The organism is Acidovorax sp. DW039, from assembly GCF_037101375.1.
GTDB lineage: Bacteria > Pseudomonadota > Gammaproteobacteria > Burkholderiales > Burkholderiaceae_C > Acidovorax.
This window is the reverse complement of record NZ_AP029019.1, coordinates 1,882,406-1,908,753: the sequence shown is the minus strand read 5'-3', so window position 1 is coordinate 1,908,753 and position 26,348 is coordinate 1,882,406. Positions and strand designations below refer to the sequence as shown.

General features: G+C 62.6%; 23 protein-coding genes and 1 riboswitch. Of the genes, 17 read left to right on the top strand and 6 right to left on the bottom strand.

Features of this window, described 5'->3' with window-relative positions; all coding sequences use genetic code 11:
* Positions 1-128 precede the first annotated feature (128 nt).
* From AACH87_RS08560 to flhC, 4 genes are all read left to right on the top strand, one after another.
* Positions 129-1,040 (top strand): DMT family transporter, encoded by a 912-nt coding sequence (locus AACH87_RS08560; RefSeq protein WP_338798357.1) that lies wholly within the window; start codon positions 129-131, stop codon positions 1,038-1,040.
* Between the two features lie 69 nt (positions 1,041-1,109).
* On the top strand, positions 1,110-2,009 hold the full coding sequence (locus AACH87_RS08555; RefSeq protein ID WP_338798356.1) for a sulfurtransferase: 900 nt from the start codon (positions 1,110-1,112) through the stop codon (positions 2,007-2,009).
* A 429-nt stretch (positions 2,010-2,438) separates the two neighbouring features.
* Positions 2,439-2,765, top strand: coding sequence for a flagellar transcriptional regulator FlhD (gene flhD / locus AACH87_RS08550; protein ID WP_044398361.1), 327 nt, complete (start codon positions 2,439-2,441; stop codon positions 2,763-2,765).
* 48 nt (positions 2,766-2,813) lie between these two features.
* The gene (gene flhC / locus AACH87_RS08545; RefSeq protein WP_338798355.1) at positions 2,814-3,362 is read left to right on the top strand and encodes a flagellar transcriptional regulator FlhC; all 549 of its coding nucleotides are present in this window, start codon (positions 2,814-2,816) and stop codon (positions 3,360-3,362) included.
* A gap of 202 nt (positions 3,363-3,564) precedes the next feature.
* Here flhC and AACH87_RS08540 read toward each other — a convergent pair whose 3' ends face one another.
* A complete protein-coding gene (locus AACH87_RS08540; protein ID WP_338798354.1) occupies positions 3,565-4,134 on the bottom strand; it encodes a FlgO family outer membrane protein in 570 nt (189 codons plus the stop codon).
* Positions 4,135-4,164: 30 nt separating this feature from the next.
* Complete coding sequence (locus tag AACH87_RS08535; protein WP_338798353.1) at positions 4,165-4,992, bottom strand: hypothetical protein; 828 nt, start codon at positions 4,990-4,992, stop codon at positions 4,165-4,167.
* 179 nt (positions 4,993-5,171) lie between these two features.
* Here AACH87_RS08535 and AACH87_RS08530 point away from each other — a divergent pair, with 179 nt between their 5' ends.
* Positions 5,172-7,517, top strand: coding sequence for an EAL domain-containing protein (locus tag AACH87_RS08530; protein ID WP_338798352.1), 2,346 nt, complete (start codon positions 5,172-5,174; stop codon positions 7,515-7,517).
* A gap of 100 nt (positions 7,518-7,617) precedes the next feature.
* On the opposite strand, the gene ppc is transcribed toward AACH87_RS08530, so the two are convergent.
* Positions 7,618-10,407, bottom strand: coding sequence for a phosphoenolpyruvate carboxylase (gene ppc / locus AACH87_RS08525; protein WP_338798351.1), 2,790 nt, complete (start codon positions 10,405-10,407; stop codon positions 7,618-7,620).
* A gap of 142 nt (positions 10,408-10,549) precedes the next feature.
* Between ppc and hemC the strand changes: the two genes are divergently transcribed.
* The 8 genes from hemC to AACH87_RS08485 all read left to right on the top strand — a co-directional run bounded on the left by hemC (position 10,550) and on the right by AACH87_RS08485 (position 17,779).
* Positions 10,550-11,497 (top strand): hydroxymethylbilane synthase, encoded by a 948-nt coding sequence (gene hemC, locus AACH87_RS08520; RefSeq protein WP_338798350.1) that lies wholly within the window; start codon positions 10,550-10,552, stop codon positions 11,495-11,497.
* Positions 11,498-11,541: 44 nt separating this feature from the next.
* The gene (locus AACH87_RS08515) at positions 11,542-12,351 is read left to right on the top strand and encodes a uroporphyrinogen-III synthase (protein ID WP_338798349.1); all 810 of its coding nucleotides are present in this window, start codon (positions 11,542-11,544) and stop codon (positions 12,349-12,351) included.
* A 131-nt stretch (positions 12,352-12,482) separates the two neighbouring features.
* Positions 12,483-13,487: a uroporphyrinogen-III C-methyltransferase gene (locus AACH87_RS08510; RefSeq protein ID WP_338798896.1), complete on the top strand. Its 1,005-nt coding sequence runs from the start codon at positions 12,483-12,485 to the stop codon at positions 13,485-13,487.
* Between the two features lie 13 nt (positions 13,488-13,500).
* Positions 13,501-14,778 carry a heme biosynthesis HemY N-terminal domain-containing protein gene (locus tag AACH87_RS08505; RefSeq protein WP_338798348.1) on the top strand — a complete coding sequence of 426 codons (1,278 nt, stop codon included), beginning with the start codon at positions 13,501-13,503 and terminating at the stop codon, positions 14,776-14,778.
* Between the two features lie 392 nt (positions 14,779-15,170).
* Entirely contained in the window at positions 15,171-15,737 is a 567-nt protein-coding gene (locus tag AACH87_RS08500) for a cytochrome b (RefSeq protein ID WP_338798347.1), read from the top strand.
* A 41-nt stretch (positions 15,738-15,778) separates the two neighbouring features.
* Positions 15,779-16,348, top strand: coding sequence for a YceI family protein (locus tag AACH87_RS08495; protein ID WP_338798345.1), 570 nt, complete (start codon positions 15,779-15,781; stop codon positions 16,346-16,348).
* A gap of 89 nt (positions 16,349-16,437) precedes the next feature.
* The gene (locus AACH87_RS08490) at positions 16,438-17,013 is read left to right on the top strand and encodes a YceI family protein (protein WP_338798344.1); all 576 of its coding nucleotides are present in this window, start codon (positions 16,438-16,440) and stop codon (positions 17,011-17,013) included.
* Between the two features lie 151 nt (positions 17,014-17,164).
* The gene (locus AACH87_RS08485) at positions 17,165-17,779 is read left to right on the top strand and encodes a VOC family protein (protein WP_338798343.1); all 615 of its coding nucleotides are present in this window, start codon (positions 17,165-17,167) and stop codon (positions 17,777-17,779) included.
* Positions 17,780-17,800: 21 nt separating this feature from the next.
* Here the strand turns inward: AACH87_RS08485 and AACH87_RS08480 are convergent, their stop codons facing one another.
* Entirely contained in the window at positions 17,801-18,727 is a 927-nt protein-coding gene (locus tag AACH87_RS08480) for a LysR family transcriptional regulator (protein WP_338798894.1), read from the bottom strand.
* Positions 18,728-18,932: 205 nt separating this feature from the next.
* Between AACH87_RS08480 and AACH87_RS08475 the strand changes: the two genes are divergently transcribed.
* The 4 genes from AACH87_RS08475 (at position 18,933) to AACH87_RS08460 (ending at position 24,402) form a co-directional block, all read left to right on the top strand.
* Complete coding sequence (locus tag AACH87_RS08475; protein WP_338798342.1) at positions 18,933-20,132, top strand: acyl-CoA dehydrogenase; 1,200 nt, start codon at positions 18,933-18,935, stop codon at positions 20,130-20,132.
* A gap of 107 nt (positions 20,133-20,239) precedes the next feature.
* Positions 20,240-21,514 carry a CaiB/BaiF CoA-transferase family protein gene (locus AACH87_RS08470; protein ID WP_338798341.1) on the top strand — a complete coding sequence of 425 codons (1,275 nt, stop codon included), beginning with the start codon at positions 20,240-20,242 and terminating at the stop codon, positions 21,512-21,514.
* Positions 21,515-21,597: 83 nt separating this feature from the next.
* Positions 21,598-22,566, top strand: coding sequence for a tripartite tricarboxylate transporter substrate binding protein BugE (locus tag AACH87_RS08465; RefSeq protein ID WP_338798340.1), 969 nt, complete (start codon positions 21,598-21,600; stop codon positions 22,564-22,566).
* A 255-nt stretch (positions 22,567-22,821) separates the two neighbouring features.
* Positions 22,822-24,402 (top strand): methyl-accepting chemotaxis protein, encoded by a 1,581-nt coding sequence (locus tag AACH87_RS08460; RefSeq protein WP_338798338.1) that lies wholly within the window; start codon positions 22,822-22,824, stop codon positions 24,400-24,402.
* A gap of 190 nt (positions 24,403-24,592) precedes the next feature.
* Here AACH87_RS08460 and AACH87_RS08455 read toward each other — a convergent pair whose 3' ends face one another.
* Positions 24,593-25,126 (bottom strand): 6,7-dimethyl-8-ribityllumazine synthase, encoded by a 534-nt coding sequence (locus AACH87_RS08455; RefSeq protein ID WP_338798337.1) that lies wholly within the window; start codon positions 25,124-25,126, stop codon positions 24,593-24,595.
* Between the two features lie 123 nt (positions 25,127-25,249).
* Positions 25,250-25,420: riboswitch (FMN riboswitch) on the bottom strand.
* 92 nt (positions 25,421-25,512) lie between these two features.
* A complete protein-coding gene (locus tag AACH87_RS08450; protein WP_338798892.1) occupies positions 25,513-25,983 on the bottom strand; it encodes an acyloxyacyl hydrolase in 471 nt (156 codons plus the stop codon).
* Positions 25,984-26,348: the final 365 nt, after the last annotated feature.

The window sequence follows — 26,348 nt, the reverse complement described above, 5'->3', positions numbered from 1 at the left end:
CGATGGCAAAACAGCGCCAATAGACCAGACGCTGCAAATTTGCTCTCATTAGAATAGCTGCCAGCGCAAGTCATTCCTGCGCTGGCAGCTATTTTTATTTCAACCCTACTCAACAGGTTTCACATTCCATGCAAGCCCTCTGGATGGTGTTGGCGGCTTTTCTGTTTGCCAGCATGGGGGTGTGCGTCAAGATGGCGTCGGCCCACTTCAATGCGGCCGAGCTGGTGTGCTACCGCGGCTTCATCGGTATTGCCATTCTCTGGCTGCTCACGCGCACACAAGGTGTTTCACTGGCAACCCGCTACCCCGGCATGCATGCATGGCGCAGCCTGGTCGGCGTAGCCTCGCTGGGGGCTTGGTTCTACGCCATTGGCCAACTGCCGCTAGCCACCGCCATGACGCTCAACTACATGAGCAGTGTGTGGATTGCCGCCTTTTTGGTGGGTGGTGCGCTGATTGCATGGCGTCCCTCCGCGGCAACGCCCCGACCTGCGTTTCAAGGTTCGCTGGTGGTCACGGTGCTGACCGGCTTCGTAGGCGTGGTGATGATGCTGCGCCCCAGTCTGGACCAGAACCAGGCATTTGCCGGACTGATCGGGCTGATGTCTGGCATGACGGCTGCGTTTGCCTACATGCAGGTGATGGCGCTGTCGCGGCTGGGTGAGCCCGAATCGCGCACCGTGTTTTACTTTGCCGTGGGCTCTGCAGTGGCGGGCGGCATTGCGATGCTGTTCACCGGCGCATCAGAATGGCCCGGCTGGCCCGCCCTGTGGCTGCTGCCCATCGGCATACTGGCCGCCGGGGGGCAGCTGTGCATGACACGCGCCTACGCCACGGCCAAAACTTCACGCGGCACGCTGGTGGTGGCCAACCTGCAATACTCAGGCATCGTGTTCGCAGCGATCTACAGCGTGGTGCTCTTCAACGACCAGATCCCGTGGGTGGGCTGGATCGGCATGGTGCTGATTGTGGGCAGCGGCATCGTGGCCACGGTGCTACGCGCACGTGCCGCACCCGACAGCCCTGCGGAAGAGCACTGATCTGCCACCCCACAAACCCGGCTGCCCCAGCGTTTGCGGCCCGAACACAGCATTGCAGGAGTTTTGAACATGACCTACACCACTCTCATTTCAGCGACAGAACTGCAGCAGCTGATGCAAAGCGGCCGACCGCTCATGGTGTTCGACTGCAGTTTTGAACTGACCCAGCCCTCTGCAGGAGCACAACACTACGCCCAGGCACACATACCCGGCGCTGTGTATGCCGACCTGGACAAGAACCTGAGTGCCAAGCACGGCGCGCCCGGCGCACACGGCACCCTGGTCGCGCAAGAGGCTGACCAGCCCGCATCCGGAGGCCGACACCCCCTGCCCAGCCGCGAACGGTTTGCCATGTGGCTGTCGAGCGTAGGGTTTGCCAACGACATGCAGGCCGTGGTGTATGACCGCAACGGAGCCAATTACTGCGGCAGGCTGTGGTGGATGCTCAAGTGGGCAGGACACGAGGCCGTGGCCGTACTGGACGGGGGCCTGCAAGCCTGGCAGACCGCAGGTGGTGCCGTCGCTGCGGGTGACGAGCCCTCTCACTTCCAGAGCAATTTCACCCTTCACCCGCCCCTGCGGCGTCTGGTCACTGCCACTGAGGTGCTGCGCAATCTGCAGCAGCCCCAGCAGACCGTGGTGGATGCCCGCGGAGCCCCACGGTACCGAGGCGAAGTGGAGCCCCTTGACCCCGTAGCGGGCCATATCCCCGGCGCGCTGAACCGGCCTTTCGGCGACAACCTGGGAGCGGATGGACGCTTCAAGCCTGCGGCGGTGCTGCGTGCCGAGTTTGAAACGCTGCTCGCAGGCCGCCCAGCGCAATCCGTTGTGCACCAGTGCGGAAGCGGTGTCAGCGCCGTGCCCAATGTGCTGGCGATGGAAGTGGCAGGCCTGGGCCAGACCGGGCTGTTTGCCGGAAGCTGGAGCGAATGGTGCAGCGACCCTAGCCGCCCGGTAGAGCGGGGCTGATGCCAGCAAGCCCAAGCGCGCTGACAGTGCTGAGATCAGGCTCTTGCGGCATATCGCCCAAGAAGATGGCAAAGAACACCGCAAAAAAGGCGGCATGAACACGTCGGATGGCGCAAGGGCACGGTGGAAATGGCTGCACTTGCACTCTCCGGCAGCCCCATCGACCGAAAATTTATTTGTCGGGCTCCTGCACAGCCTTTACGGTTGAAACGGTTTGTTGCAGCACCTGCACACAGGGAAAAGCAGGTCAAAGCCTTGTAGGCGTGTAAGGCAAATTCCTACAAACACCCCGTCAAAACCAGACATTCAGCACAGCAAAACAGGGACTTAATTTTTGAATGGCCCGGTTTCACAATCCATTTCAACGGATCACGCAAAACATGCAACCGCATGCAACGCAAGACCCGGTAATGGAAAAAGGAAGCCGCCATGACCAACGAACAAATCCTCGCTGAAATCCGCGAAGCCAACCTCACTTACCTGATGCTGGCCCAGAACCTGATTCGCCAGGACAAGGCCGAAGCCGTGTTCCGCTTGGGATTGAACGAAGAGGCTGCCGATATTCTGGCCTCGCTGTCAGCCGCCCAAGTGCTGAAACTGGCCTCCAGAAACACGCTTCTTTGCAGCTTCCGCGTGGACGACAACCTGGTGTGGAGCTTGCTGACCAACCACACCGCCAAGAAGGTGGGCAACGAGGCGACCAACACCTTGCACGCCAACATCCTGATGGCCAGCCGCGTGTCGGAAGTTCTGTAAGCCTCACACGCCCAGCCCCAGCAGCCCTGCATTCCCCGAAAGCCCGCCATGTCCACACCTGCCGCATCCGTCAAAAGCGTCCTGAACGAATCCAAGCAGATCGAACGCGCTGCCATGCTCATCCAGATGGGCGCACGCATGCAGGTGCTGGAATCTGAGACCACTCTGTCCTACGAGCGCCTCATCCGCCTGTACAAGGAGATTGCAGGCAAGTCGCCCTCCAAGGGCCAACTGCCCTTTTCTACCGACTGGTTCCTCACCTGGCAGGAAAACATCCACAGCTCCCTGTTCCTGAACATCTACGAATACCTCTCCAAAGGTGTGGATCTGGATTCGGTGGAACTGCTGACCAAGGCCTACCGTCTGTACAACGAGCAAGTGGCCACAGCCGAGATTGAACCCCTGCTGTCTTTCACCCGTGCATGGCGTCTGGTGAAGTTTGTGGACGCAGGCATGCTCACCCGCACCAAATGCAGCCAGTGCGGTGGTCAGTTTGTGACCGAGCTGTATGAGAACCGGCATTTCACCTGCGGCCTGTGCAATCCACCCGCCCGTGCAGGCAAGAGCAAGACGGCTGGCGCGCTGATGCTGCACTGATATTGCACTGACATCAATGAGATAAAAAATAGCTGCCTGCGCTTATGTATCAAGCGCAGGCAGCTATTTTTTGATAGCAGCAATACGCGCACCCACGATGCTCTTGGTTGGAAGCTAGACCATCAGGATCAACACGCCCACGCCCACGCCCACGCCCACGCCCACGCCCACGCCCACGCCCACGCCCACGTCAACTTCAACGTCAGTAACGCAGCATGCCGTTGGCCAGCAATACCCGCACGTTGTCTTCCATGGGCACTGAATAGTCGTGTGCTGCCACCACGGCATTGCCCGTTGGCGTCACCAGCTTCAGACTGATGTACAGCGCCGTGGCTGACGCCGCATAGGTGCCGACCACCACCGCCTGGGCATCGTGGCTCTGGCTGACTTCGCGCACCTCGCGTGAAAGCAGCAACTCCCCTTGGTCCCTCTGCAGGGCCACGCTGTCGCGCAGTTTCAGCTCAACCACCTTGAGACCGCGCTGAACCAGGCGCCCCGCAATCTGCTCCGAAAAAATGCGCCCCAGGCGTGACGACTCGGTGAGCCTGTCCACATTGACCAGCGTCGCCACCATGATGGGATGCTGACCATCCAGCGGCGCATTCAGCAGCAGCGCATCGGCCGCACGGTGGTTGGCTTCGATGAGGTTGGTGGGAAACCACACGGCCCCAGGCTTCTCACCGTAATAAAAGCTGCTGCAGCCCTGCAGCAAGCCTGCGCCCAACGCAGTCGTGGCCGCGGCGGTATGGGTCAAGAAACGTCTTCGTTGCATGGTGACTGATCCGAAAAACAGGCATCCCCTTCAGGGAGCCAGAGGTGCATTGGCTGCACTCGGCGCGGCAGGAAGCATGGGCACGTTGCCCGTGGGCGCAACCACGCGCCACTGCTTCACCGGCAACGCAGGCGCGGGTTGAGAAGGCGGGGCAGGCTCTTTGGGCAGATACAGGGCCGCGTCCGCGTCCTCGATGTAGTAGACATCGGCAGTGCGTGCGAGGTAGCGGTCTGCGTTTTCCAGCGAAGTGGTAATCAACACCTCCGTGCGTGTCGGCCCACCCGCCGCAGGCCCTTCGGTCAGGTACGAGGTGGCATCGGCCAGCAATGCAGCGGCCCCCAAAGTCCCGGCCACAGAAGCTGCAGCGGGGGGCGCATGCACCAGATCACGCGCCACCGTCACCCCTATCGCCAGTCGGGTGAGAGGCAGAGATGCCCGGTTGAGGTTGAACGTCTGCGCCGGGTGTTGCACGACTTGCGCGTCCACCACCAACTGCACGCCCGCCGGCTGGGTGGAAAGCGCTACGCCACGATCTAGCAGCCGCGTGATGAGCAGTTTGCGAAAACCCTGGTTGAAGCTGGCATCGCTCACCGTCGAGACGTGAATGGGGTATTCACCCGGCGGCCATTCCCTGATCTTGTCGGCAATGCGACCTGCCACGTCATCGGCCAGCACATCCCAATGGTGCACAGCGCGGGCTTTTTTCTGATTGCTCGCCGGGTAGTTGTCAGCCCGCGGCACGTCGAGCGAGGAGCACCCACTCACTGCAAGCACAGAAGCGATCAGGCCAGCAAGAAAAACAGGCCCACGCCCACGGAGGAGCTTCAAGGGAGATGCATTCATGAAAACGGTGGGCATGGGCAAAACACTGGATGACGTGTGTTCATCCTAGCCACGCCCGGCAAGGGCCATTGGCTGAAAAGCGCGGGATATGACCACCAGTAGAGAGCTCAACGGCTCATCCCGCTTAATTGATCATCTCAATTTTGGTTAATTTGTTAAATATGCTATAAATAACAATGACTTCAGAAATCTTCATGGACTACAAGCAGATCTGGGCGGGGATCCGTTCCATGTATGAGGACGAAGGGGCGCTGGAAGGCAAGATCCGTGGCGAGCATCTCGGGAGCGTCATCCGGCTCACGCCTTACGCCATGGCCGCCAACATTGGCAGCGCTTCCCTCATGCTGTGGGCTCTGCAGGATTTGCGCAGCATCGGGCTGTACCTCTGGTACACCTGCATGCTGGCCACGGCCTGCGTGGCCATGCAGCGGTGGCGGCATTACGCACATCGCCAGTTGCAAACGGCTTCCCGGCGTGCCGCGCGGCGCGCCACATGGCATGCAAGCATCCTCGCGGTGCTGTGGGCCTGCCTGCCGGTGTTCTGGTTTGCCTCGGTCACATCGGGGCAACAGCTGCTGATTGCCACCCTGTTCACAGGCATGCTCAGCGCAGGCACCTTTCTGTTGAGCCCCCTGCCGAGGGCTAGCCTTTGCTATGCCAGCATCTTTACCGCTGCAGCACTGTGGGCCTTGTGGGATGCGGGAGAACCCATCATGGCGGGCGTAGCGGGCCTCATGGTGTTTTATGCCCCCATCAACATGGTGGGAGCCATTTCGTCGTGGCGCAAAGCCACTGCGCTCATCATCTCGCGCAGCGAAGCGGTGCGGCAGGAACAGCTGCTGTCCACGGTATTCCGGGACTTTGAGCAAAGCGCCAACGAAGCCCTGTGGGAAATCCGCACCAACGGCATGCTGGCCCAGGCCTCTGCCCGGCTGTGCACCCTGCTGCGCCTGCCTCCAGCGCACGCCCCCTCCACCTCTCTGCCCGAATGGCTGGCGCAACACGCCGTACGGGAAAACGATGCGTTTTCCAAAATTCTGGATCAGCAAGCCCCCTTTCACTCGCTGCCCATGGCGCTGGAAATCCATGGAGAGCGTTTTCACCTCGCCTTCACAGGCAAGCCTTTCAAGGACGAGTGGGGACACATCCGGGGATGGCGCGGTGTGGTGGCCGACAAAACCTCCATCGTGCAAGCGCAAGAACAGCTGGAGCGGCTGGCCCATACCGACTCTCTCACCGGACTGGCCAATCGGTTTTTCATCCACCAGGCGATCGCCGAAGAAATGCAGGCGGGGCGCGGTGGAGCCTTGCTGCTGATTGACCTGGACTATTTCAAGACGGTGAATGACACGCTCGGGCATTCGGTCGGCGATGCCGTGTTGCAAGAGATCGCAAAGCGTTTGCAAACCGCCTCTGCCCCCACACACCTCATGGCCCGCCTGGGTGGTGATGAATTTGCCGTGCTGATGCGCCAAAGCCGGGACGGAAGCTACCCGCTGGCCCTGGCACAGCGGCAGGCGCAAATATTGGCCGAGGCCCTGAACCGACCACTGCACATGGAGGGACGGCGCCTGCGCATGGGTGCCAGCATTGGGCTGGCGCTGTTCGAGCCCGGTGACACCGATGTGGACGGACTGCTGGTGCAGGCCGATACAGCACTCTATGTCGCCAAGGACGCGGGCCGTGGGCGCTACGTCGCCTACACACCCGAGATGGGTGAACGCAATCAGCGCAAGGCGCGGCTGGAAAATGACTTGCGCGAGGCCATCCAGCGGCGCGAGATGAGCTTGCACTGGCAACCGCAGATCGACGTCAGCACGGGCCGCCTCTGCGGAGCAGAAGGTTTGTTGCGCTGGCAGCACCCCGAACTCGGTGCCATCGCGCCAACAGAGTTCATTCAGATTGCGGAGCAGTCGGGCATCATCGACACGCTGGGAGCCTGGGTGCTGCTACAGGCCTGCGAAGCCGCCGTGCACCAGCCAGCACTGGCCGGTCTGGACGTCTCGGTCAACGTCTCTGCCCTGCAACTGCGCGACGCCGACTTTGTCACCGTGGTGCAGGCCACCTTGCTGACCACCGGGCTCGCCCCCCACCGGCTGGAGCTGGAAATTACCGAGTCGGTCTTCATTGAAGACCCTGCGCGCGCACTGCAGCAACTGCACGCCCTGCGCGCGCTGGGGGTGCGTATCGCCCTGGATGACTTCGGCACGGGATACTCATCGCTCAGCTACCTGAGCCAGTTCCCCTTCCATACGCTCAAGATCGACCGGGCCTTCATGCAGAAGGCGGGTGAGCACGGATGTGGGCACACCATCGTCAAAAGCATTGTGCGCATGGCCTCTGACCTGGGCATGCGCACCGTGGCCGAAGGGGTGGAAGCTCCGGAGCAACTCGCCCTGCTGTGCGAGATGGGGGCCACCCAGGCCCAGGGTTATCTGTGGTCGCGCCCCTGCAGTGCAGAAGCCTTTGCAGCACTGCGCAGCAAATGGGACCAAGGCACGGCAGAGGAGCGCGTGCCCATGCGCTCCGAGGCCCCGTGACCTTGCCGGGGCAGACGACTATCGCCCACCGCGCTTCAGACGAACGCCAACGCACGAGGGACGCTGGCGTTGCCTCCAGCATCCCCGATGCGCCAGATCATCAGCCCGTATTGCGCAGACCCGCAGCAATACCGTTGATGGAGATATGAATACCCGTCTGGACCCGCTCATCGCCCTGCCCTGCGCGCCAGCGGCGCACCAGCTCCACCTGCAAATGGTGCAATGGATCAATGTACGGAAAGCGGTGCTTGATGGACCGAGCCAAGGCCGTGTTGTGTGCCAGACGCTGCTTGTCGCCGGTGATGCGGGCCAGCGCATCGGTGGTACGTTGCCACTCGGCTTCAATCGCAGTGAACACCTTTTTGCGCAGGCGCGCATCGGTGACCAGTTCGCTGTAGCGTGAGGCCAGCGCCAGATCGCTCTTGGCCAGCACCATGTCCATGTTGGACAGCAGGGTGCGGAAGAACGGCCATTGGCGGTACATCTTCTGCAGCAAGGCGAGCTGGGTTTTGGGGTCCTTGCCTTCGGCGTTGACAAAGGCTTCCACCGCCGAGCCAAAGCCGAACCAGCCGGGCAATGTCAGGCGGCACTGGCCCCAGCTGAAACCCCAGGGAATGGCGCGCAGGTCTTCAATCTTCTGGCTCGCCTTGCGCGATGCAGGGCGCGAGCCAATGTTGAGCTCGGCAATCTCGCGGATGGGGGTGGAATTGAAAAAATAGTCCGTGAAACCAGGGGTTTCGTACACCAGCGCGCGATAGGCCCCCATGCTGGCCAGCGAGAGCTGGGCTGCAGCCTCCAGAAACGCCTTGGTTGCAGGCTTGGTGGGCTGCAGCAGCGTGGCCTCCAGGGTGGCGGCCACCAGGGTTTCCAGGTTACGTCGCCCGATCTCGGGGTTGGCGTATTTGGAGGCGATCACCTCGCCCTGCTCCGTGAGGCGAATCTGCCCGCGCACGGTGCCCGGGGGCTGCGCCAGGATGGCCTGGTAGCTGGGGCCACCGCCGCGTCCCACGGTGCCGCCCCGGCCATGGAACATGCGCAACTGGATGCCATGCGAGGTAGCCAGCTCGTCGAACAGCTCCACCAGGGCGATCTCGGCGCGATACAGCTCCCAGTTGCTGGTGAAGATGCCACCGTCCTTGTTGCTGTCGCTGTAGCCCAGCATGATGTCCTGCTCGCCACCGCTGCGCTGCACCAGGGCTGCAACGCCAGGCAACGCATAGAACTCACGCATGATGGGTGCGGCGTTGCGCAAGTCTTCAATGGTTTCAAACAGCGGCACCACGATCAGGTGGTTGCGCGATTCAGCGTCCAGCGTGCCATTCATCAGCCCCACTTCTTTTTGCAGCAGCAACACCTCCAGCAGGTCGCTCACTGTTTCGGTGTGGCTGATGATGTAGTGGCGAATGGCATCCGGGCCAAAACGCTCGCGCATCACGCGGGCTGTCTCAAAAATCGCCAGCTCTCCCTGCGCGTGGGCCGAGTATTCGGCACCCACCACACGCAAGGGGCGCGCATCATTGAGCAGTTTGATCAGCAGCGCCCGCTTCGCAGCTTCCTGCAAGTCGGCGTAATGCAGCTCAATTCGCGCCTTGGCCAGCAGCTCGGCCACCACTTCCTCATGCTTGTCCGAACTCTGGCGCAAGTCCACCGTGGCCAGATGGAAGCCAAACACCTGCACGGCGCGGATCAGGGGATGCAGGCGCTCTGCCGCCAGCGCCTCGCCATGGTGGGCCTTGAGCGATGCCTCGATCACGCGCAGGTCTGCGAGGAACTCGTCCGGGCTGGCGTAGGGGTTTTGCGGAGCCACCGCATGCCGTGCAGCCTCGCCACCGGTCAGTTCTTTCAACGAAGCCGCCAGACGTGCGTAGATACCCGTCAAGGCACGGCGGTACGGCTCATCCACCCGGTGCTCGCTGGTGTCAGGAGACCTCTGGGCCAGGGCCTCCATCTCGGGCGACACGTTGACCAGGCGGGCAGACAAGGACAGCTCGCCCCCCAGGTAGTGCACTTCAGTCAGGTAGTGCCGTAGCGCCACTTCAGCCTGCCGCGCCAGCGCGTATTGCAGTGTCTGCGCCGTCACATTCGGATTGCCGTCGCGGTCGCCACCAATCCACTGGCCCATGCGCAGAAAGCTGTGCACGGGGTACTGACCCAGCTCGGCTTCCAGGTCGGCGTAGATTTTGGGGATCTCGCGCAGGAACGTTGCCTCGTAGTAGCTCAGAGCGTTTTCAATCTCATCCGCCACGGTGAGCTTGCTGTAGCGCAGCAGCCGTGTTTGCCACAGCTGCGTGACACGGGCGCGCAGCTGCGCCTCATTGGCAGCCAGCTCGCGCGGGGTCAGCGCGTCTTTGGCGGTGTTGTAGAGCTGGGCACGCACGCGAATGTCGTCACGCGCCGCCAGCAACTGGGCAATGTCACGCTCGGCGTCCAGAATGCTCTTGCGCTGCACTTCAGTGGGGTGAGCTGTCAGCACCGGGGCCACGTAGCTGCCCGCTAGAGTTTGTGAAATGGTCTTGGGCGGGATGCCAGCCCAGCGCAGGCGCGAGAGGGCCACCTCAATGCTGCCTTCCTGGGTGTCGCCCGCACGCTCATGCACGGCACGACGGCGGATGTGATGGCGGTCTTCAGCCAAGTTGGCCAAGTGACTGAAATAGGTGAAGGCGCGGATCACGCTCACCGTCTGGTCGCCCGTCAGGGACTTGAGCAGCTTCTTGAGAGCCCGGTCGGCCTCCTGGTCCGCATCCCGGCGAAAAGCCACCGACAGCTTGCGGACCTGCTCCACCAGCTCGTAGGCGTCCACGCCCTCCTGCTCGCGAATGACATCGCCCAGAATGCGGCCCAGCAGGCGGATATCGTCAATCAGGGGCTGGTCCTTGTCGGATCGTTTCATTCGCGCGTGTCTCCGTGAAGTGAGGAAGGGGCGGCCCGCTATCAGCCGTCCTGTTGATGTATGTGGACTCGCGCTGACGAAGCCGGATGCGGGCGCATGCTAGCATCGCCCGCCGCCGAATGATTACAAACAGGTTACGAACTTGAGCACGCAAAACACCCCCATCGTCATCGCCACCCGCGAGAGTCGGCTGGCCCTCTGGCAGGCAGAACATGTGCAAGCCTTGCTGCGTGCGCGGGGCCATCAGGTGGAGTTGCTCGGCATGACCACCAAGGGTGACCAGATCCTGGACCGATCCCTGTCCAAGGTCGGCGGCAAGGGTCTGTTCGTCAAGGAGCTGGAGGTGGCACTGGAAGAAGGCCGGGCGCACATTGCCGTGCACTCGCTCAAAGATGTACCCATGGAACTGCCCGCAGGTTTTGCGCTGGCCTGCGTGATGGAGCGGGAAGACCCCCGCGACGCCTTCGTATCCCCCCGCTACGCCAGCCTGCAGGATCTGCCCGCTGGTGCGGTGGTGGGCACATCCAGCCTGCGCCGTCAGGTACTGCTGCAGGCCCTGCGACCCGACCTCAAGATTGAACCCTTGCGGGGCAACCTGGACACCCGCCTGCGCAAGCTGGACGAAGGCCAGTACGACGCCATCGTGCTGGCAGCGGCAGGCCTCAAGCGCCTGGAGCTGGGCAACCGCATCCGCACCACCTTCGACCCCTCTGACATGCTGCCCGCAGCGGGCCAAGGTGCTCTGGGCATCGAAGTGCGCAGCGATCGCCAGGACCTGATCGACGCCCTGGCCCCATTGGCCCACATGCCCACATGGCTGACCGTGACGGCGGAGCGCGCCGTGAGCCGCGCGATGGGCGGCAGCTGCTCCATGCCTCTGGCCGCCCATGGCCACCTGGAAGGCACGACTCTGCACCTGGACGCAGCATGGGGAGACCCCGAGGGCCAGGCCCCCCTGGTGCGCGCCAGCGCCAGCGCCCATGTAACCACGCTGGCCGAGGCTGATGCACTGGGCCTTGCGATTGCCCAGCGCCTGCGCGATGCTGGAGCGCGGGGGGCAGAAGGGGCAGCCGCCCCGGCAGCGCACTGAGCACCAACCGAACGCCAGCTCCATAAGCACCCGCGGGCCCCGCCATGTTCCCCCCGCAAGTCATCGTCACCCGCCCTGCACGCGAGGCAGCGCCGTGGGTGGAGCAGCTGGTGCAGCGGGGTATTGCTGCGGTGGCCCTGCCACTGATCCATATCGGCCCGGTCACAGACCCTGCATCCCAGACCGCCGTGGCCCAAGCGCTTCAAAGGCTGCAAGACTACCGGGCGGTCATGTTCGTCAGCGGCAATGCTGCGCTGTATTTCTTTGAGTCAAATCATGCTCCAGCGCTTGATAATCAAGCGCAAGCAGCTATCAAAACTAGAGCATGGGCACCCGGCCCCGGCACGGCCAGAGTGCTGCAGGAGCAGGGGTTTGCGGCAGACCGCATTGATGGCCCCGCAGCCGACGCAGCGCAGTTTGATTCGGAAACGCTGTGGCAACAGGTGCATGGGCAAGTGCAGCCGGGAGACCGCATCCTGATCGTGCGCGGGCGCTCTGCAGGTGTGCATGAATCAGAAGGCACAGGCCGCGACTGGCTGGCCCGCCAGATAGAAGCGGCAGGCGCGCAGGTGGAATTTGTGGTGGCATACCAACGGGGTGCCCCGGCCTTCACTACGGATGAACTGACCCTTGCACGGCAGGCGGCCAGCAATGGGTCCGTCTGGCTTTTCAGCAGCTCCGAGGCCATTGCCCATTTGAGTGCGGCACTGCCCCAGCAAAGCTGGCACACCGCCAGCGCCTTGGCCACCCATCCGCGCATTGCCAAAACCGCACGCGACGCAGGATTTGGTCAGGTGCGCGAATGCCGCCCAGCCCTTGCAGACGTGGTGGCGTCGATAGAATCCGGGGCATGAGTTCTGCTCCTGATCTGCCGCAACCTGCAGCAACCCCCGCCCCTACTACAACACCCCCTACGACTGCCGCCACGCCTTCGGGTGCGGAGGCACCAGCCCCATCGCCCACCCGCCATACGGCTTCGGGTGGTATGGGCCTGGGGCAACTGCTGCTGGGCATCGTGGCAGCGGGGGCGCTCACCAGCAGCGTGCTGCTGTGGCAAAAGCTCAGCGGCATTCAGGAACAGCTCGCCCGGCAGTCTGCAGACTCCGGCGCACTGGCCATTGAAGCCCGCACCATTGCGCGCCAGGCGGAAGACCAGGTGCGCGAGACGGCGGCCCGCCTGTCAGTGGCAGAGGCCCGCGTTAGCGAAGTGGCCTTGCAACGCAGCCAGCTTGAAGAGCTGATGCAGAGCCTGTCACGCTCTCGTGACGAGAACTTGGTGGTGGACATCGAATCCGCCATTCGCCTTGCCCAGCAACAGGCCCAGTTGACGGGTGGACTGGAGCCTCTGGTTGCGGCACTCAAAACAGCCAACCAGCGGATCGAGCGGGCCGCCCAGCCACGCCTGGCACCCCTGCAACGCGCCATTGGTCGCGATCTGGATCGCCTGACGCGCGCCACGGTGACCGACACCGCAGGTTTACTAGGACGGCTGGATGAACTGGTTAGGCAAGTGGACGAGCTGCCTGTGCTCAACGCCGTGGCGCAGGCCGCTGCCACACGCAGAATGGGCGCTCCCGCCTCTGGCGCAGCACCCGCCACTGACAACGCAGACCTGCCCTGGTGGCGCGCAGCCCTGCAGCGCGGGTGGGAGGTGGTGCGCGACGAGGCCCGAGGCCTGGTGCGCGTGAGCCGCATTGACCAGCCCGAAGCCATCCTTCTGGCACCCGACCAGACCTTCTTCCTGCGCGAAAACCTCAAGCTCAAACTGCTCAACGCCCGCCTGGGGGTTTTGGCCCGCCAGTACGACTCGGCCCGGGCAGACCTGACTGCGGCTTCGGTGGCGCTCAACAAGTACTTCGACCCCGCATCCCGTCGCACACAGAACGCCGCCAGCATGCTGCAGCAAGCCCAGCAGCACATGAAAGCCGCCGAGCTGCCGCGCCTGGACGAAACCCTTTCTGCGCTGGCCACGGCCGCTGCAGGCCGCTGAGAGGGGCTGAACCATGCGCGCTGCATTGTGGCTTTTGGCTCTGTTTGGCGTTGCCGTGGCGGCAGCGCTGTTTGCCGGTAACAACCAGGGCACGGTCACCCTGTACTGGCCCCCTTACCGGGTCGACCTCTCGCTCAACCTCGTGATCTTGCTGCTGGTGGGCGGGTTCATCACCGTGTATGCCGCCCTGCGTGCACTGGCAGCCTTGCTGGAACTGCCCCATCAGGCCCGGCGCTGGCGTGTGCAGCAAAAGGAACGCGCCATGCACCAGGCATTGCTGGACGCACTCACCCACATGCTGGCGGGTCGTTTCCTGCGCTCGCGCAAGTCGGCCCTGGCCTCGCTGTCGCAAGAAAGCGCCTTGCAGGCAGCGAATGAGCCCGTGCCGCATGGCAGGCAACTGCGCACCCTGGCGCACATGATTGCAGCCGAGTCATCCCACGCCCTACAAGACCGTGCCACGCGTGAGAGCCACCTTCACCAGGCCCTTGAAGAGGCACCCCAGCGAGGCAGCTCGCAGGAACAGGAGCTGCGCGAGGGCGTGCAAATCCGCTCGGCCCGCTGGAGTCTGGACGACCGCGACCCCAGCATCACGCTGGAGCGCTTGGCGGCCCTGCCCCAAGGGGCTGCCCGCCGCACACTGGCCCTGCGCATCAAGCTCAAGGCCACGCGACAAGCCCGCCAGACCCGTGAAGCACTGGACACGGCCCGGCTGCTGGGCAAGCACCGCGCCTTCTCTGCTGGTGCCGCGCAAAGCATCGTGCGCGGGCTGGCTATCGAATTGATCCAGTCCGCGCACGATCCCGCCCAGCTTGTGCAGACCTGGACGGCGCTGGAAAACTCGGAACGCAGCATGCCCGAACTGGCGGTGCAAGCCGCGCAGCGCCTGGCCCACCTGGGCGGGGACGCAGCACAAGTGCGGGCGTGGCTCCTGCCTGTGTGGGAACGCATGGTGGAGCTGCCCGATGGCTTACCTGAAGGGCTCGCCCTCAAGCTCATCCAGTCACTGGAAGAAGGCCTCGATTCGATTGATGCCGCATGGTTGGCAAGGATTGAAGCCGCGCAACAGGCCAACCCACGCGACGCGCGCCTTCAGTACCTGGCCGGTATGGCGTGCCTGAAGCGCCAGTTGTGGGGCAAAGCACAGCAGTTGCTGAACCAGTCCACAGGGCAGCTCCACGACAAACGCCTGCGCGCCAGTGCCTGGCGACATCTGGCCGAACTGGCGGAACAGCGCGGCGACCACGAAACCGCAGCCCAGGCCTGGAAGGCCGCTGCTCAGCAGCACTGAACGCTTCTGACGTGCACTTTGGGGCGCGGTGCACGCCTTGCACGCGCCATCCAGAGATTCAGATCGAACGGAGGAGCGCGGGGGGTACGACCTTGCAGCTTTTTCGACACCTGTTCAGAGAGGCTCATGGTGAAGCGAACGGCCTGCAAGGTTGCCCTGCGTGCGCGGCCTTGGTGCGGTGGTAACTTAATTGGCTTTCCCTTGGCTCACGGCACTGCATCCCACGTCTCACTCGAGCGTTGGGGAACTTTGAGCGCAAGTGCCTTCTCAATTCAGTTTTTTTGAATTAAGGCATCAATCCACCTGAAACCGCGCCCGAGGGTCGGTTCCTACACTGCCAACCATGGAGTGCGGTGGATTCCTGCCTCCACCCACATCCGGCCAAACCCACCATGACCTCAGAAACACGTCAACGTCCTGCCCGCTACTCCGGCATCGCCATGCTGCTGCATTGGGTGTTGGGCTTAGGGTTGATCGCCATTTTTGCCCTGGGCGTCTACATGGCGGACCTGCCCTTCTCACCCCAGCGCCTCAAACTGTACAACTGGCACAAGTGGGCTGGGGTCACCATCTTGGCCCTCTCATTGCTGCGGCTGATCTGGCGCATCACACACCGCCCCCCCGCACTCCCACGGGCCATGGAAGAAGCGATGCCCGCATGGCAAAAAATGGCCCACCACGCCACCCACCACCTGCTGTACGTGCTCTTTTTCGCGGTGCCCCTGATCGGCTGGGCCTACAGCTCCGCGGCAGGATTCCCCATCGTGTTCCTGGGCTTGTGGCAACTGCCTGACTTTGTTCCCGTCAGCAAAGAACTGGCCGAGGCCATCAAACCCTGGCATCAGATCTCTGCATTTGCCATGGCGGCCTTGGTGGTTCTGCATGTGGCAGCGGCACTCAAGCACCAGATCATCGACCGCGACGGCCTGCTGCAACGCATGTTGCCCGGCCCACGCTGACCCTCAGCACCAGTCGCATCTCGCCATCTCAAGGAGTTTTCATGAAGATCACCCACATCGCGTTCGCCACGGCCCTTGGTGCCACCCTGCTCGCATCCCCCGCCATGGCGCAGCAGAAGCTGGACGCAGCCCAAAGCCAGCTCCAGTTCACCGCCCGCCAGATGGGTGTGCCGCTGGAAGGCCAGTTCAAGAAGTTTGATGCGCAAGTGGCCTTTGACCCCGCCAAGCTGGCGACCAGCAAGATCAACTTCACCGTGGACACGGGCAGCGCCACCCTGGGCTCCAAGGAGACAGACGCTGAACTGCCCAAGCCGGTCTGGTTCAACGTGCCCAAGTTTCCCCAGGCCGTCTTCGAATCCACCAGCATCAAGGCCTTGGGTGCCGGCAAGTACGAAGTGGCAGGCAAGCTCACCATCAAGGGCACTTCTGTCAATGTCGTGGTGCCCACCACGCTCACACAAGCGGGTGCCATCACCACCGCTATGGGCACCCTGCCGATCAAGCGTCTGGCATTCAAGATTGGCGAGAACGAGTGGGCTGACACCTCCATGGTGGCAGACGACGTTCAGGTCAAGTTCAAGCTCGCCCTCACCGGCGTCGGCAAGCTCTGAAGCTTGTTTCAGCGAGCCCCGCCACACACGACGCTCTCTCTTTTTACGTGCATCCTTCCTTCAACCCCTTCCTTTTTCAGGAGTCCTTCATGCGCAAGTCTCTTTTCGCACTCGCCGCCGTGGCCGCTCTGTTTGCTGGTGCTGCCCAGGCCCAGTCTGCCAACTACGCCATCGATCCCACCCACACCTTCGTGACGTTCGAGATCAGCCACTTTGGCGCAGCAGTGAACCGTGCCCGCTTCGACAAAAAGGAAGGTACTGTGCAATTTGACCGCGCAGGCAAGACCGGCAAGGTGGAAATCGCCTTCGACGCGACTTCGGTGAACTCGGGCACCCCCGCGTTTGACAAGCACCTGCAAAGCGCAGACCTGTTCAACGCCGCCACATACCCCACCATCAAGTTCGTATCTGACAAGTTCACCTTCCAGGGCGACAACGTGAGCGAAGTGACGGGCCAGCTCACTCTGCTGGGCAAAACTGCTCCCATCACCCTGAAGGCCAACCAGTTCAACTGCTACCAAAGCCCCATGCTCAAGCGTGAAGTGTGTGGCGGCGACTTTGAAGCCACCATTGACCGCACCCAATGGGGCCTGAACTATGGCGTGGACTGGGGCTTCCCCAAGAACGTGCGCCTGATCGTCCAGATTGAAGCCGTCAAGCAGTAATCACGCATCTGCCCCTCTCAAAAGCCACCGCTGCGCTTGCCGCCGCGGTGGCTTTTTTGTTGGGTGCGTGCTTTGGCCCCTACCCATAAAATTATTTTTAAGTAAATTAGTTATGAATAGTAGAATTTGACTCAAATCCAGGAGACACCCGATGACTACAGCCCAACAGCCCTCCCTTTTGCCCGCGCCAGCGGCCATCCAGCAACTGCACCACTACGCTTACAAAGCCCGTGATGCCGAGGAAACCCGCCACTTCTACGAAGACATCCTGGGCCTGCCGCTATACCACATCATTCAGAGCGACTACGTGCCCAGCACCGGCGAGTACTGCCCGTACACGCACTTTTTCTTCCGGCTGCAAGACGGCTCGTTCATCGCCTTCTTCGACCTGGGCGACGACGTGAAGCCCGACCCATCGCCCAATACTCCGCTGTGGGTGAACCACATCGCCTTTCGCGTCAACACCGTTCAAGAACTGGAAAACACCAAGGCTCGCCTGCTGGCCCACGGGGTGGAAGTGCTGGGCGTGACGGATCACCACATCTTCAAAAGCATTTACTTCTTTGACCCCAATGGCATTCGGCTGGAGCTGGCGGCCCAGGTAGCCGATGAAGAGCAGATGGCCAAAGACAGCACCGTCGCACACGCCCGCCTGCGGGAGTGGACGGCCCGCAAGGAGCAGTGGCGCAAGGAAAAGGCAGAAGGCAAAGCAGCCGCGCCACTCAAGCCACAACAAAACGACCGGCCTGAGTTCATCAAGGCCTGACGCACGGCAGCCCGGCTGGCATCAACCCTGGGCCATGCCCTGCAACCACGCGCTGAACGTTTGCAGCACGGGCGAGATGGATGGCAGCGCCGGACTCACCAGGTAATACCCCCGCTCCCCGCGCAGCGGGCGATTGCACGCTACCACCAAATCGCCGCTGGCAAGCTCTGCCTCGATGAGCAGAGGCGGCATCAAAGCCACCCCCATGCCATGCGTGGCGGCCACGGCGAGCATGGAAAACAGTTCGTAGCGAGGCCCATCCAAGGCACGGGGGGCGTCCACCTCCATGGCATCAAACCACTGCCGCCACCCGTAGGGCCGGGTGCTTTGCTGTAGCAGCGGCAGCTGGGCAATGGCATCCGGGGGCACGGGCTGATGGGCTCGGCCCCGGCCCCGGGGGGCTGCTGCTTCAAGCAGGCGGGGGCTGCACACAGGCACCACGTCCTCATGCATCAGCAACTGGGCCCTTACCCCAGGCCAGTTGGCCACCTGCTCAGGTGTGCCCGCATACAAGGCGGCATCGAAAGTGGTGTCTGCAAACAAAAACGGGCGGGTTTGCGTATCGATGTGCACCACGATATCCGGGTGCTGGCGTGCCAGTTGCGGCAGGCGTGGAATGAGCCAGCGCGTGGCAAATGTCGGCACAGCGGCAAGCGAAAGGGTACCGCCTTCGCCCTGGTGGGCCATGACATCCAATGTGTCCCGCTCCAGCCCTTGCAGCCAGCGGGCAACCTGCCGTCCGTAATGCCGCCCGGCGGGCGTGAGCACCATTCCATGGCGCGTACGGCGGAAGAGTTGCACACCCAACTGATCTTCCAGCGCCAGAATCTGCCGTGACACCGCGCTTTGCGTGAGCGACAGCTCTTGCGCAGCACGGGTGTAGCTTTCGTGACGTGCTGCGGCTTCAAAACAGGTCAAGGCCTGGGTGGATGGCAAATGACGGCGCATGGCTGTGAACAGGTTTTCGGCAAATCCCAGATAAGGCAACAGTTTAGACCCAGACATGCAATATCTTCATATCTGCGTGCCAACAAATCGTTTGCCTGCGCCTGCAGCAACGCCTAGGATGCCCTTCAGATTCACCAAGCCTGCATGAAACGCCCTGCGATCTGCTGGCTTGCCCACTCACCCTGATCCAACACGGAGACACACCATGGCCCAACACGCTGCCTTTCAATGGGACGACCCTTTCCTCATCGACCAGCAACTGACCGACGACGAGCGCGCCATCCGTGATGCCGCTGCCGCCTACTGCCAGGACAAGCTGGCCCCACGCGTGCTGGACATGTTCCGCCACGAGAAGACCGATCTCTCCATCTTCCGCGAGATGGGCGAGCTGGGCCTGCTGGGCCCCACCATCCCTGAGCAGTACGGCGGCCCTGGCCTGAACTACGTGGCCTACGGTCTGATTGCCCGTGAGGTGGAGCGCGTGGACTCCGGCTACCGCTCCATGGCCAGCGTGCAAAGCTCGCTGGTGATGGTGCCCATTTATGAGTTTGGCTCTGAAGCCCAGAAGCAGAAGTACCTGCCCAAGCTGGCCAGCGGTGAGTGGATTGGCTGCTTTGGCCTGACCGAGCCCGACCACGGCTCTGACCCCGGCAGCATGGCCACCCGCGCCTACAAGGTGGACGGCGGCTACAAGCTCAAGGGCACCAAGATGTGGATCACCAACAGCCCCGTGGCGGATGTGTTTGTGGTCTGGGCCAAGGAAGTGTCTGAGGGCGGCGCAGTCGGCCCCATCCGCGGCTTTGTGCTGGAAAAAGGCTGGAAGGGTCTGACGGCCCCTGCCATTCACGGCAAGGTGGGTCTGCGTGCATCGATCACCGGCGAGATCGTGATGGACGACGTGTTCGTGCCCGAGGAAAACGCCTTCCCTGAAGTGCAAGGCCTCAAAGGCCCCTTCACCTGCCTGAACAGTGCCCGCTACGGCATTGCCTGGGGCGTGATGGGCGCAGCAGAGTTCTGCTGGCACACCGCCCGCCAGTACACGCTGGACCGCAAGCAGTTTGGCCGCCCCCTGGCTGCCAACCAGCTCATCCAGAAAAAGCTGGCCGACATGCAGACCGAAATTGCCCTGGGCATGCAGGCCGCACTGCGCTTTGGCCGCATGAAGGACGAGGGTATAGCCTCGTTCGAAGGCACCTCCATCATCAAGCGCAACAACTGCGGCAAGGCGCTGGACATTGCCCGCCTGGCCCGCGACATGATGGGCGGAAACGGCATCAGCGACGAGTTCGGCGTGGCACGCCACCTGGTGAACCTGGAAGTGGTGAACACCTATGAAGGCACGCACGATGTGCATGCGCTGATCCTGGGCCGGGCGCAAACCGGGCTGGCAGCGTTTGCCAACTGAAACGGCTACAGCCTCCACCACCTTCTCTGCGATCCTTGATCGCTATTAAAAAGATAGCTGCTAGCGCTTGATGAATAAGCGCTAGCGGCCTTTTTTATTCATAGACCATGACAACCGCTCTTCCCCACCAAGCCGGCGCACTCGCAGGCATCAAGGTACTGGATCTCTCCCGCGTGCTGGCTGGCCCGTGGTGCACCCAGGTCCTGGCAGACCTGGGGGCCGATGTCATCAAGGTGGAGCGCCCGGGCGTGGGCGACGACACCCGCCAGTGGGGGCCTCCCTTCCTGAAAGACGCAGAAGGCAAGGATACGAATCAGGCCAGCTACTTCACCGCCTGCAACCGCAACAAGCGCTCGGTCACCATCGACATGGCCACCCCCGAGGGGCAGGCACTCATCAAGCAGATGGCGCTGCAGGCCGACATCGTAGTGGAGAACTTCAAGGTGGGTGGGCTCAAGCAATACGGGCTGGACCATGAAAGCCTGCGGGCACTGAACCCGCGCCTGATTTACTGCTCCGTCACCGGCTTCGGGCAAGACGGGCCTTACGCCGAACGCGCGGGCTACGACCTGATGATTCAGGCCATGACTGGACTCATGAGCATCACCGGCCATGCAGACGGCGAACCCGGCGGTGGTCCCATGCGCGTGGGTGTGGCCGTGATCGACCTGTTCACCGGTCTGTATGCCAGCAACGCCATCCTGGCAGCGCTGCATGTGCGCGACAACGCCGTGAACGGCACAGGCCAGGGCCAGCACATCGACATGGCGCTGCTCGATGTCGGCATGGCCGTGCTCGCCAACCAGGCGGCAGGCTTTCTGGCCACCGGCAAAGCGCCTGGCCGCATGGGCAACAGCCACCCCAGCCTCGCGCCGTACCAGGACTTTCCGACCGCCGACGGCAACATGCTGCTGGCCATTGGCAATGACGGTCAATTCCAGCGCTTTTGCGCAGCCGCAAACCAGCCTCAGTGGGCCACTGACCCACGCTTTGCCACCAACACCCTGCGCGTACAACACCGCGCAGACCTGATTCCCGCAATGCAGGCCATTACCCGCACGCGCACCACAGCCGAATGGATTGCGCTGCTGGAAGACAAGGCCGTGCCCTGCGGCCCGATCAACACGATTGCGCAGGCGTTTGATGACGCGCAAGTGCAGGCCCGTGGCCTGGCCGTATCGTTACCCCGATGGAAGGATGGCGAGGCCCCTGATGGCGTGACGCACATCACCGGCGTTGCCAGCCCGCTGCGGCTGTCAGCCACGCCTCCTGTGCTGCGCAATGCGCCACCCGCCCTGGGGCAGCACACCGACGAGGTGCTGCGCGAACTGGGCCTGGACGACGCCCGCATTGCCGCATTGCGGGCCCAAAAAGCCATCTGATCCCGGGCCCCAAAACGGCCCCGTCCCACTCGGGCGTGCCAGCGACAGGCACGCCCTGCTTTTATTACAACCAAGGAGACAACATGATCCGTCGCACGGCCCTGACTTTGGGCGCTATCGCACTGGCTACCACGGCAGTCCACGCACAATCAACTTGGCCCACCAAGCCCATCCGCCTGCTGGTGCCCTTTGCGGCGGGTGGTACGACAGACCTGGTGGCGCGCACCATTGCCGAACCCTTGGGCCGTGAGCTGGGGCAGCCGGTGGTGGTGGAAAACAAGGGTGGCGGTGGCGGCAGCATTGGCGCGGCGGAAACCGCCCGCGCCACCCCCGACGGCTACAACCTGGGCGTGGCCACCGTCTCCACCACCGCCACCAACCCGGCCATCAACCCCAAGATTCCGTACAACGTCGCTACCGATTTCACACCCATCGTGAACATTGCCGCCACGCCCAACGTGATAGCGGCCTACCCGAAGCTGCCCTTTCAGGACTACAAGGGCATGCTCGCCGCCGTGAAGAAGGAACCCGGCAAATACGCCTACGCTTCGCCCGGCAACGGCAGCATCACGCATCTGATGATGGAAATGTTCAAGCTGGGCACCCAGACCTTCATGGTGCACGTGCCCTACCGTGGCTCTGGCCCGGCGCTGACGGACACGGTGGCAGGCCAGGTACCGCTGATCTTTGACAACCTGCCCTCCGCCCTGCCCTTCATCAAGGAAGGCAGGCTCGTGCCCATCGTGGTGGCAGCTCCCCAGCGCGTGGCCGCGTTGCCCAACGTGCCCACCTTTAAGGAAGTGGGCATGGAGCCGGTGAACCGCATGGCCTACTACGGCATCGTGGGTCCAAAAAACCTGCCCAAGGACATTGTGGACAAGGTCAACGCCGCGGTACGCAAAGTGGTGCAAGACCCGGCCATCCGCAAGCGCATTGAGGAAACCGGCTCCATCATCATGGCCGACACACCGGAAGCCTTCGCCAAACAGATGCGCGAAGAACTGGCCGTGTACAAGGACGTGGTGGCAAAGCAAAAGCTCACGATGGACTGAGGCGTCCACTTAAAACCCACAGCACTTTGCAGGTGCTGCAACCATTCTTCAAACCCCGCTGCGCGGGGCTTTTTGTTGAACTGCCATCCGGGCTGGCTCACTTTCTGCTTCACAAAGCCCATTGAATTCTGATAATGGGCTGCGTGTCCCGTGCACCTGCGTGCACCTCTGCCAGAGGTTGCCCGGAAAATGCGTGGTGCCACCGCTGCGTTCCCGTCCCAGTAACCGATACCGCGTTGACTGCAGGAGGTTTCCATGAAGCTCAGTGTCAAGCTCCCACTCGCCTTCCTGGCAGCCCTGCTGCTGCTCATGATGGCAGCGCTCTTCGGGATTCAGCAGCTCAACCAGGCGCTGGCGGTGTATGAAACCACCGTAGCGCAGAACTTTGAGCACGAGCGGCGTGCGGCCACCATGCTGCAGGACTTCAAGGTGCAGGTGCAGGAGTGGAAGAACGTGTTGCTGCGCGGCAAGGACAGCGCACAACGCGAGCGCTACTGGAACGCCTTCCTCAAGCAGGAACAAGCGGTAGCGCAGGCTGCCACCCAGTTGATGACTGACCTGCACAGCGGCCCCGCACTGGACAAGGTGCGCGCCTTCGCTCAGGCGCATGAGCGCATGGGCTTGGCCTATCGCAAGGGCTACGAGGCCTTTCGGGCCGCAGACCATGATCCGCAGGCGGGCGACAAAGCAGTGCAGGGCATGGACCGCGAACCCTCGCAGCTGCTCGACCAGGCGGGCGACCTGATTGCCAAGGCCAGCGCGGAGGTAGCCACCGATGCGGCACGCCGGGCCAGCCAGTCCACCACCATCAGCTTGCTGGTGATGTTGGTGGTGTGTGCCGCCAGCATCATCGGCGCGCTGTTGTTCAGTCGTTCTGTGGTGCAGCCCATTGGTCGTGCGGTACGGGTCTCTCAGGCGGTAGCGTCGGGGGATCTGACCGCCGCCCACCCTGCCACAGGGCGGGACGAAATTGCCCAACTGCTCAACGCACTGCACGACATGCAGGGCAGCCTGGCACGGGTGGTACAGCGCGTGCGCCATAACGCAGACAGCGTGGCAGACGCCAGTGCAGAGATTGCCTTGGGCAACAACGACCTGTCTGCACGCACCGAGCGGCAGGCGAGTGCGCTGGAGGAGACTTCGGCATCGATGGAAGAGCTGAGTTCCACCGTGCAGGCCAATGCAGAAAACGCCCAGCAAGCCAACCTGCTGGCTGCGGATGCCACCAAAGTCGCAGCGCAAGGCGGACAGGTGGTGGCAGAGGTGGTTACCACCATGCAGGGGATCAACGACAGCAGCCGCAAGATTGCGGACATCATCAGCGTGATCGACGGCATTGCCTTCCAGACCAACATCCTGGCACTGAATGCTGCCGTGGAAGCCGCCCGCGCAGGCGAGCAAGGACGCGGCTTTGCCGTGGTGGCCGGAGAAGTCCGCACCCTGGCACAGCGCAGTGCAGAGGCTGCAAGGGAGATCCGCAACTTGATTCACACCAGCGTGGAGCGCGTGGAACAAGGCAGCGTACTGGTCGACCGCGCGGGCGCCACCATGGATGAAGTGGTCGCGTCCATACGCAGGGTGAGCAGCATCGTGGCCGAAATCAGCGCTGCCAGCGGCGAACAAAGCAACGGCGTCATGCAGATCGGGGAAGCCATCACCCAGATGGACCAGGTCACCCAACAAAACGCGGCGCTCGTTGAGCAGAGCGCCGCAGCGGCGGACAGCCTGAAGCAGCAGGCCCAGCAACTGGTGCAGGCCGTTGCGGTGTTCAGACTTTCAGGCAGCGAGCCGCCCGCCCTGCCTGCCCACCCGCTTGCCCAGTTGGCCAGGAGCTGAGGACACATCGCGCCAGCCCTTCTTGGCAGAAGCGACTGTGCGGTGTGCCTTTGCGAGGTCAGGCAGCAGCCTTGCCTTATCGGCCAGCCACTGCACTGGAACGACTCAAGAAAATAGCCTGTAGCGCACTGTGTACAAGCGCAAGCAGCTATCAATAAAGTAGCAGCGAGCTACTTTCCATCGCACAGGCTCAGGCAGCCTGTGCCACAGAACTGCTGGAACCCAGCTGTGGGGACGCAAGCTTGCGCAGATAGGCCATAGTCTGCAGGCACGCCTGCGCCACCTCAACGCCTTTTTTCACGAAGTGCTCGCGGAAAAAACGGATGTGGTCCTCGTGGTCGTGGAAGTCACGTGGCGTCAGCACTGCGGACATGACGGGCACTTCGGTATCCAGCTGCACCCGCATCAGTCCGTCAATCACGGCGGTGGTCACAAACTCATGGCGGTAAATGCCGCCGTTCACCACCAAAGCGCAGGCCACGATGGCGTCGTAGCGGCCGCTGCGGGCCAGCTTGCGGGCAAGCAATGGAATTTCAAAAGCTCCCGGTACATCAAACAACGCCACCTGCTCAGGCGGGAGGCCGTGGCGCCCCAGTTCGGCAATGGCTGCGTCACGGGCTTGGTACACGATGTCCTGGTGCCAGCTGGCACTGATGATGGCCACACGGGCGCCACGATGGGCTGCCACGGGAGCGAGGGGAGAGACAGAAGAAGACTGATTCATGGGTTTCTCAAAACAGGTCAAACCAGAATCAGGGCGCGCGCGAACACAGCACACGGGCTGCGCAGCCGCGCCTCAGGCGCAAACGCCCAAGGCACAGCCACGCCGCCACGCGCGCTGTGGGTTTCGCGATCTCTTTCATCCGGACTGTGACCGTCGGCTCTGGCGTCGCACCAGATCTGCTGACCCCGCGGGCCTGTTCCGAAGAACGGCACCCCAGGCGCTCGCGGGCTCTTGCGGGCTTTTCAGCCTGCAAATACCGCCGGTGGGGAATTCCGCCCCGCCCTGAGAACGCTGCCGGCATGGAATGAATCCAACGCCAGCCCGGTCATTCTAGAGCCTGCGCTCCACACTGACGCCTTGCAAAAGGCAGGCATCAGCCAACCGCATCAAAAGGATCGGCTGTACCGCAGTTGGACAAAGTTTTCCCCAGGATTGGGTTTGCGTATGCCTCCGTTGGAGACGTGACGGGCCAGCAAAATGAGTTCGTGCTGACGCTGCGCACCAAAACTAACACCCACACCCACATGGTCGGTGAAGTTGAAGCGGGTGCTGAAAGCCTTGTGCCGCGTGGCGTAGTGGCCGTCCATGACCGATACCCCAATGCCACCCTCCACAAACCAGGCAGATCGCCCTTCATCCGGACGCCAACGCAACGCAGGCACCAACGCCCACTGCGTCCACAGACGCCCCACTCCTGGCTCCGCAGTCCCTTCGGGCACACGCCAACGGGCCAGGTGCACCTCCCAATGCCCTGTGAGCGCCCCACCCATCAAAGAGCGGCGCCATGTCCAAGGCCATTGCAACCCGACTGAGGCGAGCCCAACATCTCCCGCAGCACGCCCCCCATCCAGAAACATGCGACGCTGCTCTAGCGTTGCAGGCGCCGCATCGCCAGCAACGTTCTGCTGCGCAAAAGCCATCCACGGCCACACACACAGGCAGAGCCCGGCAACGCTTGTTCGCGCCAATTTTCCAGACATCCCGAAGGACTTAACGCCGTGGGTAAGGGGGCGAGGCGTAATGCAAAGTAAGGAACGCACAAAGAGCTCCGATGAAACAGGTTTGACAATGAGCGTCACCGCCGACGTCCTCATGAAATCTAGTCATTTCATCGCACTCCACCCCAGCTCATCAGCGCAACCCGCTGTAGGTTTCCACGCCGAGAAAGCGTCAGCCTGCTCACCTGCCGTATGGTTGAGAGAGCGCTTGGAACAGCGAACGC

Bases quoted from the DNA above. Each gene is read 5' to 3' on its own strand.
- AACH87_RS08560 (WP_338798357.1), top strand. From the start codon at position 129: ATGCAAGCCCTCTGGATGGTGTTGGCGGCTTTTCTGTTTGCCAGCATG.
- AACH87_RS08555 (WP_338798356.1), top strand. From the start codon at position 1,110: ATGACCTACACCACTCTCATTTCAGCGACAGAACTGCAGCAGCTGATG.
- flhD (WP_044398361.1), top strand. From the start codon at position 2,439: ATGACCAACGAACAAATCCTCGCTGAAATCCGCGAAGCCAACCTCACT.
- flhC (WP_338798355.1), top strand. From the start codon at position 2,814: ATGTCCACACCTGCCGCATCCGTCAAAAGCGTCCTGAACGAATCCAAG.
- AACH87_RS08540 (WP_338798354.1), bottom strand. From the start codon at position 4,134: ATGCAACGAAGACGTTTCTTGACCCATACCGCCGCGGCCACGACTGCG.
- AACH87_RS08535 (WP_338798353.1), bottom strand. From the start codon at position 4,992: ATGCCCACCGTTTTCATGAATGCATCTCCCTTGAAGCTCCTCCGTGGG.
- AACH87_RS08530 (WP_338798352.1), top strand. From the start codon at position 5,172: ATGGACTACAAGCAGATCTGGGCGGGGATCCGTTCCATGTATGAGGAC.
- ppc (WP_338798351.1), bottom strand. From the start codon at position 10,407: ATGAAACGATCCGACAAGGACCAGCCCCTGATTGACGATATCCGCCTG.
- AACH87_RS08515 (WP_338798349.1), top strand. From the start codon at position 11,542: ATGTTCCCCCCGCAAGTCATCGTCACCCGCCCTGCACGCGAGGCAGCG.
- AACH87_RS08510 (WP_338798896.1), top strand. From the start codon at position 12,483: ATGGGCCTGGGGCAACTGCTGCTGGGCATCGTGGCAGCGGGGGCGCTC.
- AACH87_RS08505 (WP_338798348.1), top strand. From the start codon at position 13,501: ATGCGCGCTGCATTGTGGCTTTTGGCTCTGTTTGGCGTTGCCGTGGCG.
- AACH87_RS08500 (WP_338798347.1), top strand. From the start codon at position 15,171: ATGACCTCAGAAACACGTCAACGTCCTGCCCGCTACTCCGGCATCGCC.
- AACH87_RS08495 (WP_338798345.1), top strand. From the start codon at position 15,779: ATGAAGATCACCCACATCGCGTTCGCCACGGCCCTTGGTGCCACCCTG.
- AACH87_RS08490 (WP_338798344.1), top strand. From the start codon at position 16,438: ATGCGCAAGTCTCTTTTCGCACTCGCCGCCGTGGCCGCTCTGTTTGCT.
- AACH87_RS08485 (WP_338798343.1), top strand. From the start codon at position 17,165: ATGACTACAGCCCAACAGCCCTCCCTTTTGCCCGCGCCAGCGGCCATC.
- AACH87_RS08480 (WP_338798894.1), bottom strand. From the start codon at position 18,727: ATGCGCCGTCATTTGCCATCCACCCAGGCCTTGACCTGTTTTGAAGCC.
- AACH87_RS08475 (WP_338798342.1), top strand. From the start codon at position 18,933: ATGGCCCAACACGCTGCCTTTCAATGGGACGACCCTTTCCTCATCGAC.
- AACH87_RS08470 (WP_338798341.1), top strand. From the start codon at position 20,240: ATGACAACCGCTCTTCCCCACCAAGCCGGCGCACTCGCAGGCATCAAG.
- AACH87_RS08465 (WP_338798340.1), top strand. From the start codon at position 21,598: ATGATCCGTCGCACGGCCCTGACTTTGGGCGCTATCGCACTGGCTACC.
- AACH87_RS08460 (WP_338798338.1), top strand. From the start codon at position 22,822: ATGAAGCTCAGTGTCAAGCTCCCACTCGCCTTCCTGGCAGCCCTGCTG.
- AACH87_RS08455 (WP_338798337.1), bottom strand. From the start codon at position 25,126: ATGAATCAGTCTTCTTCTGTCTCTCCCCTCGCTCCCGTGGCAGCCCAT.
- AACH87_RS08450 (WP_338798892.1), bottom strand. From the start codon at position 25,983: ATGTTTCTGGATGGGGGGCGTGCTGCGGGAGATGTTGGGCTCGCCTCA.